The sequence below is a fragment of the Bradyrhizobium sp. SYSU BS000235 genome, assembly GCF_049747295.1.
In the GTDB taxonomy this organism is placed as follows: Bacteria; Pseudomonadota; Alphaproteobacteria; order Rhizobiales; family Xanthobacteraceae; genus Afipia.
Map to the genome: position 1 here is coordinate 4,965,645 of NZ_JBMHJM010000001.1, position 14,888 is coordinate 4,980,532.

Annotated in this window: 13 protein-coding genes; 5 read left to right on the top strand and 8 right to left on the bottom strand. The window is 58.9% G+C overall.

The features are described 5' to 3' along the window. The first annotated feature begins 193 nt into the window (after positions 1-193). Together ACP0KA_RS23390 and lptF are read left to right on the top strand one after the other, a co-directional pair. Positions 194-691 carry a hypothetical protein gene (locus ACP0KA_RS23390; protein WP_424631096.1) on the top strand — a complete coding sequence of 166 codons (498 nt, stop codon included), beginning with the start codon at positions 194-196 and terminating at the stop codon, positions 689-691. A gap of 172 nt (positions 692-863) precedes the next feature. Then, positions 864-2,024 (top strand): LPS export ABC transporter permease LptF, encoded by a 1,161-nt coding sequence (lptF, locus tag ACP0KA_RS23395; RefSeq protein WP_424631097.1) that lies wholly within the window; start codon positions 864-866, stop codon positions 2,022-2,024. 42 nt (positions 2,025-2,066) lie between these two features. Here lptF and gmd read toward each other — a convergent pair whose 3' ends face one another. Continuing rightward, complete coding sequence (gene gmd / locus ACP0KA_RS23400; RefSeq protein ID WP_424631098.1) at positions 2,067-3,146, bottom strand: GDP-mannose 4,6-dehydratase; 1,080 nt, start codon at positions 3,144-3,146, stop codon at positions 2,067-2,069. A 225-nt stretch (positions 3,147-3,371) separates the two neighbouring features. Here gmd and ACP0KA_RS23405 point away from each other — a divergent pair, with 225 nt between their 5' ends. After that, a complete protein-coding gene (locus ACP0KA_RS23405; protein ID WP_424631099.1) occupies positions 3,372-4,190 on the top strand; it encodes a hypothetical protein in 819 nt (272 codons plus the stop codon). Positions 4,191-4,253: 63 nt separating this feature from the next. On the opposite strand, the gene ACP0KA_RS23410 is transcribed toward ACP0KA_RS23405, so the two are convergent. The 5 genes from ACP0KA_RS23410 to ACP0KA_RS23430 all read right to left on the bottom strand — a co-directional run bounded on the left by ACP0KA_RS23410 (position 4,254) and on the right by ACP0KA_RS23430 (position 9,849). Continuing rightward, the gene (locus ACP0KA_RS23410) at positions 4,254-4,793 is read right to left on the bottom strand and encodes a DUF1236 domain-containing protein (protein WP_424631100.1); all 540 of its coding nucleotides are present in this window, start codon (positions 4,791-4,793) and stop codon (positions 4,254-4,256) included. Positions 4,794-5,133: 340 nt separating this feature from the next. Continuing rightward, positions 5,134-6,384, bottom strand: a complete 1,251-nt coding sequence (locus ACP0KA_RS23415) for an O-antigen ligase family protein (RefSeq protein ID WP_424631101.1) — start codon at positions 6,382-6,384, stop codon at positions 5,134-5,136. Positions 6,385-6,397: 13 nt separating this feature from the next. Further along, complete coding sequence (locus ACP0KA_RS23420; RefSeq protein ID WP_424631102.1) at positions 6,398-7,957, bottom strand: undecaprenyl-phosphate glucose phosphotransferase; 1,560 nt, start codon at positions 7,955-7,957, stop codon at positions 6,398-6,400. A 114-nt stretch (positions 7,958-8,071) separates the two neighbouring features. After that, positions 8,072-9,208 carry a glycosyltransferase family 4 protein gene (locus tag ACP0KA_RS23425; RefSeq protein WP_424631103.1) on the bottom strand — a complete coding sequence of 379 codons (1,137 nt, stop codon included), beginning with the start codon at positions 9,206-9,208 and terminating at the stop codon, positions 8,072-8,074. Then, entirely contained in the window at positions 9,208-9,849 is a 642-nt protein-coding gene (locus tag ACP0KA_RS23430) for a polysaccharide biosynthesis/export family protein (protein WP_424631104.1), read from the bottom strand. The genes ACP0KA_RS23425 and ACP0KA_RS23430 overlap by 1 nt, the downstream gene beginning before the upstream one ends. Before the next feature lie 182 nt (positions 9,850-10,031). Between ACP0KA_RS23430 and ACP0KA_RS23435 the strand changes: the two genes are divergently transcribed. Further along, the gene (locus ACP0KA_RS23435) at positions 10,032-12,194 is read left to right on the top strand and encodes a GumC family protein (protein ID WP_424631105.1); all 2,163 of its coding nucleotides are present in this window, start codon (positions 10,032-10,034) and stop codon (positions 12,192-12,194) included. A 14-nt stretch (positions 12,195-12,208) separates the two neighbouring features. On the opposite strand, the gene ACP0KA_RS23440 is transcribed toward ACP0KA_RS23435, so the two are convergent. Continuing rightward, complete coding sequence (locus tag ACP0KA_RS23440; protein ID WP_424631106.1) at positions 12,209-13,396, bottom strand: GNAT family N-acetyltransferase; 1,188 nt, start codon at positions 13,394-13,396, stop codon at positions 12,209-12,211. Positions 13,397-13,555: 159 nt separating this feature from the next. Here ACP0KA_RS23440 and ACP0KA_RS23445 point away from each other — a divergent pair, with 159 nt between their 5' ends. Further along, entirely contained in the window at positions 13,556-14,620 is a 1,065-nt protein-coding gene (locus tag ACP0KA_RS23445) for a polysaccharide deacetylase family protein (RefSeq protein WP_424631107.1), read from the top strand. Here ACP0KA_RS23445 and ACP0KA_RS23450 read toward each other — a convergent pair. After that, a complete protein-coding gene (locus ACP0KA_RS23450; protein ID WP_424631698.1) occupies positions 14,611-14,823 on the bottom strand; it encodes a DUF2842 domain-containing protein in 213 nt (70 codons plus the stop codon). The two genes, ACP0KA_RS23445 and ACP0KA_RS23450, sit on opposite strands and share 10 nt — an antisense overlap. Positions 14,824-14,888: the final 65 nt, after the last annotated feature.

Genomic DNA, 14,888 nt, shown 5'->3' on the forward strand with positions numbered 1-14,888 from the left:
CCGGACCAAAACGTATCTTCATTCGCGAACCGATTGAAGCCCGCCCCAGCGAAAACTGCCACACTGTCCTAAATTCCACCTTCATTCTGAGCCGATCATGTCAAGGAGTTCGGCACCTCTTTAAAAGTGAAGAGCTGTTCTTAAATTTATCCCGCCTGTGGATGGTGCAGGCCTTGGCAAATATGAGGCACAGATGTTTTCGTTTGGATCGGTCGGAAAGAGTGCGGCAGCGATTGCTGTTCTGGGATTGTCACTGGTTGCCACCGAATCTATGGCGCAATCTTCTCAGCCATTCGCGGGTATGTCGGGCGTCTGGTCGGGAAGAGGCACCATTTCGCTCGAAGGGGGAGCCCGCGAAGCCATTCGTTGCCGCGCGACTTATGCCGTGAGAGGCGATGGCAATGGCCTGCAGCAAACCCTGCGATGCGCGAGCGACAGCTACAAAATCGAGCTGTCGAGCAACGTCATCGCAAATGGCGGCAGACTGTCGGGGACCTGGAGCGAAGCAACGCGCAATGTCAGCGGCGACCTTCGCGGGACGACATCAGGCGGTCGTTTTCAAGTGACCGTCAATGCGGGGACGTTTTCTGCGGATCTGACGATGACAACCCACGGCAATTCGCAAACCGTGGTGATCCGCTCCGATAGCGGCGAGTTCAAGGGCGCCAATATCAAGTTGTCCCGCTCGTAGACGCTCACGACTTGATGAATTGATTGCCATGAGGGACGCTGGCTAGGTCAACTTGCCAGCGTCGTTCTTTGCCGTACGACTGAGGTTCGGCATAAAATATCTATACAATTCAGCGATATACGGCGGTTCGTTGCCTTGACGGTCTCCCGTCGGGGCTGTAACCGGGTGGCAGATGAAGGCAATCGATACCTACACCATTCGGACGACGCTGCTGGCGTTCCTGATGGTCCTCGTCTCGCTGACGGGGATTATTTGGGTGACACAGGCGTTGCGCGGTATCGATTTGATGACCGGGCAGGGGCAATCGGTCCTGGTCTTCCTCGGTGTGACGGGTCTGGCCATTCCGCTTCTTGCCATGATCATTGCGCCGATCGCGCTGCTGATCGCGGTGATGCATTCGCTCAACAGGTTCGCCACAGATTCCGAAATCATCGTGATGAATGCCGCCGGGCTATCCCCGACGCAGTTTCTTCGACCGTTTCTGATCGCGACATGCGCGGTGAGTGTGCTGGTCGCCTCGCTCTCGATCTACATCGCGCCGGAGTGTCTGCGCGCACTCAGGAGGTGGCAAACCGAAATCGGCGCCGATGTCCTCACCAATATCCTTCGTCCCGGCGAGTTTACGAAACTAGGTCCTCTCACGATCCGCGTCGATGGTCGGCAGCCCGGAGGCGTTTTGGTTGGTATCTTTATCGATGACCAGCGGAATCCGGCAGAGCGAATTGACATCCTTGCCGAGCGGGGAACCGTCCAGAAAAATGAAAGAGGATCGTTCCTGGTCTTGCAGGACGGCAATCTTCAACGGTTCGAGGCTGGAAAGCGTGATCCCGCACTGGTCGCGTTCAAGAGTTATGCGTTCGACCTGTCGCAATTCTCAAATGTGGCTCAGAACATTACGTACAGTGCCCGTGAACGGCCGTTCAGTGAACTTCTTTCGCCGCCTAAGGACGATCCAATGTTTCAGCAAAGGCCGGGCGAATTCCACACGGAACTGCATGACCGGATCATCGCGCCGATCTATCCGTTTGTCTTCGTGCTGATGGCCTTTGCAGCTCTCGGTGCGCCGCGCACCAACAGACAGAACCGCAACTTCGCGATCGCGGTTCTCATCGTCGGCATTCTTGTGGTTCGTATCGCAGGTTTTGGCTTTTCGACGGTGTCAGCAAAGCTTCCGACCGCGGTCATAGGTCAATATGCCATGCTCGCGCTTGTTTGCGCGGGAAGCATCTGGCTGATCGTGCGGGGAGTGATCATCGATGCTCCCACCAATCTGATCGCGTATGTGCAACGGCTGATCAGTCGCTTAATACCAGCACGGGCGCGGACATCCTAGATCAGCACGCCTGACTGCCAGACGGCTCCGATTGCGCGGTCTTTATTCGTGATAGTTATAGGCGGTGAAACCGGCGCTCTGGACCAGGTGGTCGCGCTGGGCTGCGGTGAAGTCTTCCTTGACCATTTCGGCAACGAGCTCTTCGAAGCTGATCTTCGGTGACCAGCCGAGCTTTTCATGTGCCTTGGTCGCGTCACCGAGCAGGCTTTCGACTTCCGCCGGCCTGAAGTAACGTGGATCAACGGCGACCACGAGTTTTCCGTTGGCGTCATAGCCTTTTTCGTCGACGCCTTTGCCTTTCCAGGTCAACTCGATGTCGAGCATGCGGGCCGCGACCTCGACGAACTGGCGCACGCTGTACTGCACCCCGGTCGCAATGACGAAATCCTCAGGGTGAGCCTGCTGCAGCATCAGCCACTGCATCTCGATATAGTCTTTCGCGTGCCCCCAATCGCGCAGGGCGTCGATGTTGCCGAGATACAAGGTGTCCTGGAGCCCAAGTTTGATACGCGCCAGCGCCCGCGTGATCTTGCGCGTGACGAACGTCTCGCCGCGCCGCGGCGACTCGTGGTTGAACAGGATGCCGTTGCAGGCATAGAAGCCATAGGCCTCACGGTAATTGACCGTGATCCAGTACGCGTAAAGCTTCGCGACGGCATAAGGACTGCGGGGATAGAACGGCGTTGTTTCCTTCTGCGGGACTTCCTGCACCAGTCCGTACAGTTCGGAGGTCGAAGCCTGATAGAACTTGGCTTTGTCCTTGAGCTTGAGGATACGCATGGCTTCCAACAGCCGCAGCGTCCCCAGCGCGTCGGAATTTGCGGTGTATTCCGGCTCTTCAAACGACACCGCGACGTGGCTTTGGGCCGCAAGGTTATAGATTTCGTCAGGGGCGACGTCTTCCATGATCCGGATCAGCGAGGAGGAGTCGGTCAAATCGCCATGATGAAGCACGAAGTGCCGATGCTTGACCTCGGGGCCTTCGTAGATGTGGTCGATGCGATCGGTATTGAACAGCGACGTCCGGCGCTTGATGCCGTGCACTTCATAGCCTTTGCCCAGCAGGAATTCGGCCAGATACGAGCCGTCCTGTCCGGTCACACCGGTAATGAGTGCTTTCATATGGTTCGGTCCCTAAGCCAGCAACGCCGATGTGCGGCGAAGACTGATGATCGCCGGGAATGGAATTTTGCCACCCGTAACGGCTTGGGGCGGCGAAGGCAAGCTGCGGAATTGACCGGGTTAACGCAAAAAATGGGGCGACTTCGCTGCTTTTTCCGAACAAAATGAGGTTTGCCGCGTTACTGGAACATGAGCACCAATCTCTCTGGTTCATAACGAGCGGGTGTGGATTTGCTGCGACGCAAGAGCTTCTCCATCGGACTAGGGATGTTGGCGGTGGTTGCCGCTGGAAGCCTTGTTGCCGGCCAGACAGTTCAGGCGCCGGCAACCCAGAACAAGCCGGGGGAGTTACAGGATGCCGCGGCGGACGCCACAGCAAGTATTCCGCCGTCCACAGCAGCCGCTAAACCTGCTGATACCGCCAAACCTGTAGAAGCTGCCAAGCCTCAGGCATCGGACGAGCCATCGGATCAGAATTCCTCAGATGTTTCGAAGACGGCAGAGACGTCAGCCCCGCCGCCCCTCTCGCCGGCCGAGCAAAAGGCCGCGGAAGCAAAGGCTGCGCTCGATCGGCTGTTGGCTGAAGCCGGGGCCTTGAAGGCGAGTTACGAAGACTACAAGCGCGGCCGGAGCAAAACCCCGGTGTCGCTGTCCGCTTTCCGCAGCATGGAATTGAGGTTGATGATGGCGGCTGCAGCGGATCCCACAAACACCCAGGCGCGGGACATGGCAGGCGCCATGCGCATGGCGCAGTTTGAAATCCTCCGGCCCTCCATGCAAATCGCCGCCGTGGCCAACCGCCAGCTCTATGCACACGAAATGGGAGAGCGGATGCGCGACGACGGCATGAAGGTCGAAGTGTCTGGCCGCGACAACAGCACCGTGCGTTTCGTATCGCCCCATATGACCAAGCAAATGGCCATGCACTTGGCCGACAGCGCGAAGATTCCCGAGCAGGCCAAGTCGCTGCAGTTTCGCCGCGTGGTGTTCAGTAACGGTCGGCGGGTGTGGACATACAACGTTCGCAGAGGACGACTCCGCTAAAATCTTCTCTCAAGAAAAAAAGCCGGCCCGCAGGCCGGCTTTTTAGTGAGATCACGACGCCGTTTATGCGTCGAGAACCGCGACGATCTCAAGGGTCCGCGGATTTACCACGACGATCTGCTCGTGGACGACGAAGAATTCATAGCCGCGCCAGTCCGGATAAATCGTGACGACTTCCGCAGGAAGCGTGTGGAATTCAACGCCGCTCCGCGGAACGCGGGTGCCAACCGAGATCGAGAAGTTGACGTTCGTAACCGACTTCACATTCTGCTTTGTGATGACGCTGCGAACCTGCGTTCGTTGCTCAGTCGTGAGCTTGGCTCCCGATGCGGCTTGTCCAGTGGTCGATCCGCTCTTCGCGTTGTTGTCGGTGGCGTTCTTCTCGTTCTTCATGCTGTCCTTGGAACGATCCATCGACGTATCGGAGCGACCTTTCTGATCATTCCGCATGTTGTCCTGAGCGCTCTTACCGGTTTCCCGTTCGTTGTCGCGCGCACTCTTGCCGGATGCCTTGTCGTTGTCCTGAGCGTTCTTGCCGGGTGACTTCTCGCCGGACTTCATGTGGTCGGTCTGAGAGTCCCGCATGCCGCCTTCAGACTTCATGCCAGTCTCCGAACCGCTGCGGCCGGTGGCCTGACCAGTGGTCTCTCCCCGATTCATCTGACCGGCGCCTGAGTGCCCAGCGCCAGAAGGCGTGGCAGATGGTGCTGATTGCGACGCGCCTCCTGCGCTCGGTGCGTTACCTGGAGATTGAGCGGAAGCGAAACCTGTCGCGCTGATCAACGCGGCGGCCGCAACCGAGATAAGAAGATGCTTCCTCATTCTGTCCTCCTCAATGTCTGCCCGAAGTTCAACGGGAATTGACAGGTGCCGTTCCGCAAATGTCAGCTTTATTCGCTGAATGATCATTCATCGTGGAACAGAGGACGTCGGAGTGTGCGAACTAGATCATTCGCGCGTGTTGTTGCTTGTATTGATAGGCGTGGACCGCTGCGAACATCGCCCACATTGCACCCAACATCATCCAGAAGTGGCGCCAGTGATCGACGTCGATGATAAAGGCTTCAGCAACAGTTCCAAGGAACGCGGAGAAAAGTGCAAGATATGTTCGCTGCCATGGAACGCGCACGAAGATCAGCTTGAATCCGCGGATCACGGTCATGAAGACGAGGGCAGGGAAACAAATTCCTGCAATCCATCCACCCGACATGAAGGCGTTCAGAAACGAATTGTGGGTATCCTCAGGGAAGTATTTCGTGAATTGAAGCGGTCCGATTCCAAGCGGCATTTCAAGAGCCATCTGGAAGCCGAGCACATGTCGCCCGAATCGGCCGAAGCGGCCGCTGTCGTAGGTTTGATGGAAGCTTGCGCGCTCTTTGAAGAGATCGCCGATCGAGCTGAACGACAGAAGGACCACCATCAGGACGATCGCTAGAACGACAGCGATAATCGCCATGGTTACGATGCGCTGGCGTTCCTTGGTTGATGGGCTGGTCAGATACATCAGGATCAGCATGAATGCCGAGCAAAGGATGAGCTGGCCCCATGATGCGCGAGAGAAGGCTAGCAGCACGCCGAGGCTGATCGTGCCTAATGCAAGTACACTGCTGAACGATTTCCGCAGCGGCTCAGTAACGACAATCTGCAGCGAAAACAGCGCGGGCAGGATCAAAAACGCCGCGAGCACGTTGGGGTCCTTGAAGGTTCCGCGCGCACGGCTGTAGAGCGTCAGCAGGTCATAGCCACCCGGCACCAGATGAAAGTAACCGGCGACGCCGGACGCTGATGCAATCACGGCTCCGATGATCAGGCCGCGGCGAAGATAGTCGAGCCTGTTGGCTGTGTCCTCGGCCAAGACCATCGCGAAGAACAGCACCGTAATCGCCATGTACCAGGATGTGAGAATCCAGTTCATGATCGCCTGATTTTCCAACAGATACGCGGCGCAAATGGTGTAGCCGAGGTTCGTCAGAAACAGCAGGATCAGAAGCGGAATGAAAACGGGCCGCATCCGCAACCCGGTCGCAAAGAAAAAGATCAGTGCGACCAGCGTTGCGAACTCATAGGGACTCGGCTCGATGAAGACGATGGCGCCGCCGGCGCCAACAGCCCACATCAGACCGCGTTGAATCGACGCGATACGCGGCGGCGTCGCCGAACTCGGGAGAGCGTAATCTGCCGCCGCCGATGCCATCTGAACCGCTACACTAATAGGCGTTCTCACCCTTGATCAGGGCAAACGGAGTCTTGAAAAGGATGTAAAGGTCGAAGAACACCGACCAGTTCTCGATGTAATAGAGGTCGAACTCGACGCGTTTCTGAATCTTCTCTTCGCTGTCGACTTCGCCACGCCAGCCGTTGATCTGGGCCCAGCCGGTAATACCGGGCTTGACGCGGTGGCGCGCGAAGTAGCCGTCGACCGCTTCGTCGAACAGACGGCTTTGCAGCTTGCCTTGCACGGCGTGCGGCCGGGGGCCCACAAGCGAAAGATTGCCCTTGAACACCACATTGAACAGCTGCGGCAGTTCATCGAGGCTGGACTTGCGAATGAAGCGCCCGACACGGGTGACACGCTTGTCGCCTTTGGTGACGACCTTGGACGCCAGCGGATCGGCCTGATCGTGATAGAGCGAGCGAAACTTGAAGACGTCGATCCGCTCGTTGTTGAAGCCATAACGCTTCTGCAGGAACAGCACCGGGCCGGGACTGTCGAGTTTAATGGCGAGTGCGATCAGCGCCATGATCGGCGAGACCAGAATGAGGATGATTGCGCCGACCACGCGGTCGAACACCGATTTCATCACCATGTCCCAGTCGGTGATCGGCTGTTCGAACACGTCCAGTGTCGGCACTTCACCGAGATAGGAATAGGAGCGGGGCCGAAAGCGCAGCTTGTTGGTGTGCGCGGAGAGCCGGATATCGACCGGGAGCACCCAGAGTTTCTTGAGCATTTCAAGAATGCGGGTTTCCGCTGAAATCGGCAGGGCGAAGAGCACCAGGTCAATGCGGGTTCGGCGAGCGAATTCGGGGATGTCGTCGATCTTGCCGAGCTTCGGCGCGCCGGCGCAGGTATCCATCGCTCGCGAGTCGTTGCGATCGTCGAACACGCCGAGAATCTGGATGTCGGAATCGCTCTGTGCGTTGAGGGCACGGATCAGATTCTCGCCATTCTGATCCGAGCCGACGATGATCGTCCGCCGGTCAAGGCGCCCGTCGCGGGCCCAGCGCCGCACGAGCGAGCGCAACGCCAAGCGCTCTGCGATAAGAGCGGCAAGGCCTACGAAGAAGAACGCCGCGAGCCAGACGCGAGAGACCGCGTCACCCACCTTTGCGAAGAACGATGCGCCGATGAACAGAAGAAAAACGAAGGCCCACGACGATGTGATCCCCGTCATCTGGCGGAGCTGACCGCGAAATACCTGCAGGTCGTAAATGTCGGCGGCCTGGAAACTGATCACGGCGACCAGCGCAATCAGAAGGATGGCTTCGATGTACTCCCAGGAGAAGGAGAAACCATCCAGCGGCATCACGTATGTCAGATACAATATGATGCCGATGGTGCTCAGCAGGAGAAAGTCGACGGCGCGAACTGCGCCGGTAATGACGATGGCTGAATATGCGCTCGGAACTTTCCGGTCGGCGACCGCCAGCGCGGCGGGAGAGAGTCTTTTGCGACGTTCCACGCGCGGAGCGCCGCCGGCTGTGTTCGCGGTGGCTGCTGCCGCCGCGGCTGCATTCATCATCGAGCGAGCGTCGATCGGTTCCACGAATGAACTTCCGTTGTTGCACGTCAGGTAGCCACGGAATGGGGAGCGTGAAGCCCCATTGCGCCTGCCTTAGCGAACAAATCGGAAGATTTGGTTATCGTTGGTAAAGACCGGTTAACGCGAATTAAACGCGTCGCGATACCCGTTCATGACGCCATCGACCATGGCGTTTTGTGAAAAGTGCATGAAGATCCGTTCCCGAAGTTCTTTGGCGCGGGCATGGGTGGCGCTCATATCGGCGAGGGCCGTTTCGATTGCGTCAGCCATTGCGCCGGCATCGTTCCGTGCAAACAGCCCCGACGTGTGTGGTCCAAATATCTCCGGGATGCCGCCGACATTGGCGGCAAGCATCGGAACGCCCGCGGCCGCGGCTTCGATCACCACATAGGGCATGGAATCCCCACGGGATGGAACAATCAGAAGCTGCCCCTTGGAGAATCCGAATCTGGCCTTGACGTGCCCGATGAAACGGATCACGTCCTCCAGCTTCAATTTCTTGATCAGTGCCTTCAGTTTTTCGGTCTCTTCACCATCGCCGGCGAGGGTGAGGGTCACAGACCGGCCGCGAGACCGCAGCCGCCCGACGGCTTCGATCAGCAGATCGGTGCCCTTGATTGCGCGGAATTCCCCGACATACACCAGATCCGTCGCGTCTTCTGCCGGCTTGACCGCATCGAATTCAGACGCGGTCACACCGTTGAAGACACAGCGAACAAGACCCTTGGTCGGCTTTCCGATCACACGCTCGTAAGTGTCGCAGGCAAAGCGGCTCTCAAACAGAAACAGCTCCGTCCGGTCCATCAGCGCTCGCTCCATTTTTGCATAGAGCGCGCCCTTCAGGGTATTTGGCGGATAATGCAGGGAGCCGCCATGGGGCGTGTAGACGCGAATCGCGTTCTTGGATTTGCCCTTAAGGCGCACATAGACTCCGGCCTTTGCACCGTGTCCGTGCAGCACATCCAGATTGAGCGACTGAGCGATCTTCAAAAACTGCATCGCAGCTGTGGTATCCGCGGGATGGGGCTCTCGCCGAATCGCAAGCCGATGAACGCCGAGTTTTAATCTTGGCGCTATCTCCTTGAGGGCTGCCTCGGCGCGGTCGCCGCCGGTGAGGCTGTCGGCCAGAATTCCGACGGCATGACCACGTTCCGCCTGTCCAACGGCGAGGTCGAGGATATGGCGAAAGATGCCGCCCACAGGTGCGCGGACCGCATGGAGAATGCGCAGCGGAGAGTTCGCCATTTCAGGCATCAGAACCACCGCTCGGTCACAACCACTGTATCGCCGGGTTTGAGGACCGTGCCGGGCGGCACGGTGGCGCGCTGTGTGCCGGCTTCGCCCGTGCGTGTGAGTTGGACGTCGTTGCGATGGGCGCGGGGCGTGTAGCCACCGGCGATGGCGACGGCGCTTTCAACCGTCATGTTCGGAACGTAGGGATACTGCCCGGGGGCGGTCACTTCACCGAGAATAAAGAAGGGCCGGTAACTTTCGACTTCGGCTGCGACATATGGCTCGCGCAGATACCCTTTCTTCAGCTGTGCTGTCACGGCGGCCGCCAGTTCCGCAGGCGTCAAGCCGCGCGCGCGGACTGCACCTATCAGCGGCATGGTGATCGAGCCGCTGGCGCCAACCGTATAGGTGTTGGTCAGCCCCTCCTGACCATAGACAACGATGCGCAGCCGATCGCCGGCATCCAGGCGATATGGCTCGTCTTGTGGTGCATAGGCATACGAGGCAGGGACCGTGACGTTGCGCGGCCGGTAGGTGCCGTCATAGGCAAGGGAATCCAGGCTGGGATTGGGGACGGCTGCCGCTGGGCCAGGGGTCCGCATACAACCCGACACCGCGAGCGCGAGGAGGAAACAGGCGAATAACGCTCGGCAGCGCTGCATGGGAATAATCCAGGAAAAGTATCGATTCCGATTAACTCCTTTCATGGTTAACAAAGTGTGACGTTGGGTGACTGCGTGCCGAAATCTGGCCTCAATTAACCGGGCAGCAACCTTAATCAACTGTAATCGCCTCCATCGATCGGGTTTTGAGTCCGCAGTAAGTGGTCGGTGGAGAGAGTTACATGCGTTTCGCGTTTCCGCGTGGATGGGTGAGCAAGACCTGGTCGAAGACCGTTGCGACAGTCGCGCCGCCTGTTGAACCTGCGCCAGCCCCGCGATCAGCCTCTTCATCGGAATTAGGCGACATCGACCTGCGCGCCATTTGGCGGGAACTGGTGCGCAAGCGGGCCTGGGTGATTATCCCGACCGGGGCTGCGCTGCTGCTTTCGCTGATTGCCGTGAACATGATCACGCCGCGCTACAAATCAGAGGCGCGAATTCTGATCGACGGCCGTGAGAACGTCTTCCTGCGCCCCAATGGCGAACGCAATGAAGAGCGCGGCACCATCGACGCAGAAGCGGTCACCAGCCAGGTTCAGCTCATGCTATCGCGTGATCTTGCACGAGAGGTCATCAAGAAGAACAAGCTGGCTGACCTCGCCGAGTTCGATCCGGTGCTGCATGGCATTTCGCCGCTGAAGACACTGCTGTCGCTGTTCGGCATTGGCAGAGATCCGTTCAAGATGACCCCCGAGGAGCGGGTGCTTCAGGCTTATTCCGAGCGATTGACCGTGTATCCGGTCGAAAAATCGCGCGTCATCGTCATCGAATTCCAGTCGCGCGATCCCGACCTTGCAGCGCGCGTGGCGAATTCCGTCGCTGACGAATACCTCATCTTTCAGCAGGCTGCCCGGCAGGATCAGGCGAAGTCTGCATCACAGTGGTTGCAGGTCGAGATCGAGGGGTTGCGCAAGAAGGTCGCGGAAGCAGAAGCGCGGGTCGAGGAATTCCGCTCGAAGTCCAACCTTTTCATCGGCACCAACAGCACAACGCTGTCCAACCAGCAACTTGGTGAGTTGAATACCCAGGTCAACAACGCGCGCGCGTTGAAGTCCGATGCGGAGTCAAAGGCTCGCTCGATCCGGGAGATGCTGCAGAGCGGCCGCCCCATTGAGGCGTCCGAAGTTCTCAATTCCGAACTGGTTCGCCGCCTGTCGGAGCAGCGCGTGACATTGCGCGCCCAGCTTGCCGAGCAATCCTCGACGCTGCTGAGCGGCCATCCGCGCATCAAGGAACTGAGGGCGCAAATCGCGGACATCGACCGCCAGATCAGGGAAGAGGCGAGCAAGATTTCCCGCTCGCTCGAAAACGATGCAAAGATCGCCAGTGCCCGGGTCGACGGCCTGAACGGAAGTCTCGACCAGTTGAAGCGTCAGGCGACATCGACCAACGGCCAGGATGTGCAACTCCGCGCGCTTGAACGTGAAGCCAAGGCGCAGCGTGATCTGCTGGAATCCTATCTCGCCAAATATCGCGAGGCGACCACACGCGAGAATATCGACGCGGCGCCGGCGGATGGCCGCATCATTTCCCGCGCCATCGTATCGAACACGCCGGCTTTCCCGAAGAAGTTGCCGATCGTGCTGATCGCCACGCTGGCGACGTTCATGCTGAGCGCCGGCTACATCGCGACGGGTGAGTTGCTGCGGATGACAGCGCCGCGTGTGCTGGGCGATCGCGCGCCGCCTGTGTCTTTGCGGGAGACGATGTTCCACGAAACGAAGTCGCAAGCGCCCGAAGTCCCGGGTGAGATGGAGTGGGTTGCCAATTCACTTCGAGCCGGTGGGGATACCTCGCGAAAGATCACGGTCATCGGGGCTCACCAGAATGAAAGCGTGACGTTGACGGCCTTGACCCTGGCGCGGTTGCTTGCCCGCACGTCCAAGGTTGCTTTGGTCGATCTGTCGATCGCCTCGTCGACGCTGACTGCGATCTCGTCCGATCCCGCCGCACCGGGGCTGACGGACCTCATGCAAGGTGCAGCATCGTTCGGCCAGATCATCACCAAGGATCGGCAATCGGGTCTTCATCTGGTCGGTGCGGGCCGGGATGTGGCGCAGCGGTCTCTTCTGCAGTTGCCCCGCGTGAATCTCGCGATCGACGCATTGTTGCGCGCCTACGATCATGTGGTGCTTGATGCCGGCACCGCGTCGGATCTGCCGGCCGCGCTGATCGCGTCGCAGGCTCACGCCGTTATCATTCCGGATCCCGGCATCACTGCGCAGGGCCGGGATACGATGCGCAAGCAGCTGCTGGCATCGGGCTTCGTGAATGTGACGATTCTGAAATCCGCCGTGCAGTCGGCTGACGTCGCAGCTTCCGGCGAGCGGATCGCTGCGGCCTGAGATACTTTCCTGGATTAGCGGTGGATGGCGTTGCGCAACAGTTGCGCCATCTGCATGAGTGCCGGGTTCTGCTTCACGAGGCGCTTGGCGTGCGTCAATGACGACATGCCCAAGGCAGCCAGTCTGCCGCGCGCAGTGAGCGGAATGAAGCTGTCGAAGATCGGCTCGTCTTCCTTGCAATACGTCATTTTGTAGTCGTCTGAGCCTACGCCGAAATCGAGCGAGCTGTAGCCGAGCCCGCCGTAATGATCGATCATGTCGCGCAGCAGGATCAGACCCGGGCTGTAGCGGGCATTCTCGGAGATCGTGTAGGTGTTGAACATGGTCGAGAATCGCTGGCCATCGGCCACGCACGCGAAGATCGCAATGATCTCGCCGTCGCATTCCAGGGCATGCATGACGATGGCGCGTTCGCCATTCGGCAGCTTCCTCAAGCAGGCTTCGCGAATAAAGGCCTGCGTGGCGGCATCGGCAAAGACGTTTGGAAGTTTCGAAAGCGCCATGCGTTGCGGCTTGATGATGAAGAAGCCATCGAGCAGGCGATTGATTTCCTCGTCGGTCGTTGCCACAAAATAGCGATAGCCGGGCAGCGCCTGGAGCTTGCGCTCCTTGTTCCGCAAGCGGCGGCGCGTCGAATTGCTCACCCGCTCTTCGGGCTTGCAGCCCGGCACCATCGTCATCAGCGGGCATCGATTGGTTGATGGTTGTCCGCCGAAGTGCCCGAACGGATTGATCACCCCCTGCCATTGTTTGGGCTGCTGGGTGAAGGCAAGCACATCAGCGCGATTGCCGATCCCTGCAATGAGGGTATCGAGATCGGCCTTGGTTGCGGATACCGCGAAGTCCCGCTGCCACAGGCCCATGTTGAATGTGGGGTGCTTGCCGCCGATGAAGCGGGCCACCAGTGCGCCGTTTTCGCGGCCAACCGTGAGCGGCAACAGCAGCAGCGGCTCGTCCTTTTCGCCATAGGCGACGACGATGAATGGATCGGTACCTTCATCCTGTCCGACCGTTTTCTGCCAGGCGTCGAGCAGTTCGAACCGCTGGTAGGGGGTGGACAGGACGTCTGGGTCTTCGAACTGACGCCAGATGGCTTCGGCATCCGCCATGTCGCGGATGACATCGACACGGGCGATGCGAGGGGCGCCGGAGTGCGACTGGCCATGTTCTGTTTGGCTTTGAAGCGCGGCAGCCATGGTCATACGGACCTTAACTCGTGGATAAAAACCTGCGTCGGCGAACGCGACGTAAATTGGTCGGTTATTCGGAGACGGGACACTGGCGCGACCTTATTCAAACAAATGTCAACAAAGAGTAATGACAATGCCGCTCCACAGGTGGTGGCGGGCAAGGATTGATCTGTGTTGTCCTGGAAGCGGGCGCTGGCGAATGCCGGGCTGGAAGTCGCATATGCCAGTGGTCTGGCGCGTCTGGCGGAGAGGAACGCACACGGCTGTGGTGTGATCCTTAAATTCGAACATGTCCGGCCATCCCACCGCGATCCGTTTCAGCCATTGCGATCCCATGAGATCACCCCAGAATTCCTCGACCGCGCCATCGAGGCGTTAAAGCGCTGGAAGTTCGACGTCCTGTCCATCGACGAGATTGCAGAACGCGCACAACAGCCGATCGGGACGGAGCGCTACATCGCTCTGACGTTCGACGGTGCGTATTGCGATTTCATGACATTCGCGTATCCGGTGTTGTCGCGTCATCGCGTTCCGTTCGCGATCTATGTCCCGACCGGCTTTGTCGACGGCATCGGTCAGGCATGGCAGCTTGCATTGCGCGATGTCGTGGCGAAGACCACGCGTATCGCGCTGGTCATGGATGGCGATGAGAAGCGCTTCAACGTGTCCGACCGCGCCAGCAAGTACGAACTCTATGATGTGTTGCATGCCTGGTTGTTGTCATTGCCGCCGGATGATCTTGGCGTGGCGATCGGCGACCTATGCCGGCGTTACGGCGTTGATCTTTCCTCGGTCTCTAAGAACATCACCATGACATGGCAGGACCTCGCGGTGCTTGCGCGAGATCCGCTGGCAACGATCGGCTGTGCAACGGTGAACTATCCGAATTTACGCCAGACCAAGGGGACCGCGGTGCTGCGGGAAATGGCCATGGGGCGCAAGGTTCTGGAAACGGCGCTCGGGATGTCATGCCGGCACTTTGCCTATCCCTATGGGGATCGCGATAGCTTTACGCCGCGGGATGTGATGCTGGCGCGGGAATCGGGCTTTGCGACAGCCGTGTCTTCCGAGGCCGGCTTCATTGGCCGCGATGGTCAGCCGGACCTCATGCGGTTGCCTCGTATTGCCTGGGACGGACGCAGAACGTCGCTGCGTGCTTTCCGCGCGGTTCTTTCCGGTATTACCGTACGTCGTGAGGAGAGGCGGGAGGTGGAACCCGCGATCAATTACGGCTGAGGATCGGGCCGCGACATCCAGGAAATGAGCGGCATAGCGGGGAGAACCCAACCGAGTCCCGCAACCACATAAAAAATCGCCTGCGCGAGCCTCGATGAGGCGAGCAAGGGGGTCTGCGCAATCGCCATTCCGGTCAGCGACCAAATGACCACCAGCACGAGAAGTCCAATAGTTCCAAGTAGTTTGCGGGTGCGGATGGTCATAACAGGTTTGTGCGGATCGTAGCCGGAGCGCAGCTTGCGCGATAAAGTGCCGGGACTATAAGGTC

What these genes read in the sequence shown, in the direction of transcription:
- ACP0KA_RS23390 (WP_424631096.1), top strand. Translation starts at nt 194, where the DNA reads ATGTTTTCGTTTGGATCGGTCGGAAAGAGTGCGGCAGCGATTGCTGTT.
- lptF (WP_424631097.1), top strand. Translation starts at nt 864, where the DNA reads ATGAAGGCAATCGATACCTACACCATTCGGACGACGCTGCTGGCGTTC.
- gmd (WP_424631098.1), bottom strand. Translation starts at nt 3,146, where the DNA reads ATGAAAGCACTCATTACCGGTGTGACCGGACAGGACGGCTCGTATCTG.
- ACP0KA_RS23410 (WP_424631100.1), bottom strand. Translation starts at nt 4,793, where the DNA reads ATGAAGTCTGAAGGCGGCATGCGGGACTCTCAGACCGACCACATGAAG.
- ACP0KA_RS23415 (WP_424631101.1), bottom strand. Translation starts at nt 6,384, where the DNA reads ATGGCATCGGCGGCGGCAGATTACGCTCTCCCGAGTTCGGCGACGCCG.
- ACP0KA_RS23425 (WP_424631103.1), bottom strand. Translation starts at nt 9,208, where the DNA reads ATGCCTGAAATGGCGAACTCTCCGCTGCGCATTCTCCATGCGGTCCGC.
- ACP0KA_RS23430 (WP_424631104.1), bottom strand. Translation starts at nt 9,849, where the DNA reads ATGCAGCGCTGCCGAGCGTTATTCGCCTGTTTCCTCCTCGCGCTCGCG.
- ACP0KA_RS23435 (WP_424631105.1), top strand. Translation starts at nt 10,032, where the DNA reads ATGCGTTTCGCGTTTCCGCGTGGATGGGTGAGCAAGACCTGGTCGAAG.
- ACP0KA_RS23440 (WP_424631106.1), bottom strand. Translation starts at nt 13,396, where the DNA reads ATGACCATGGCTGCCGCGCTTCAAAGCCAAACAGAACATGGCCAGTCG.
- ACP0KA_RS23450 (WP_424631698.1), bottom strand. Translation starts at nt 14,823, where the DNA reads ATGACCATCCGCACCCGCAAACTACTTGGAACTATTGGACTTCTCGTG.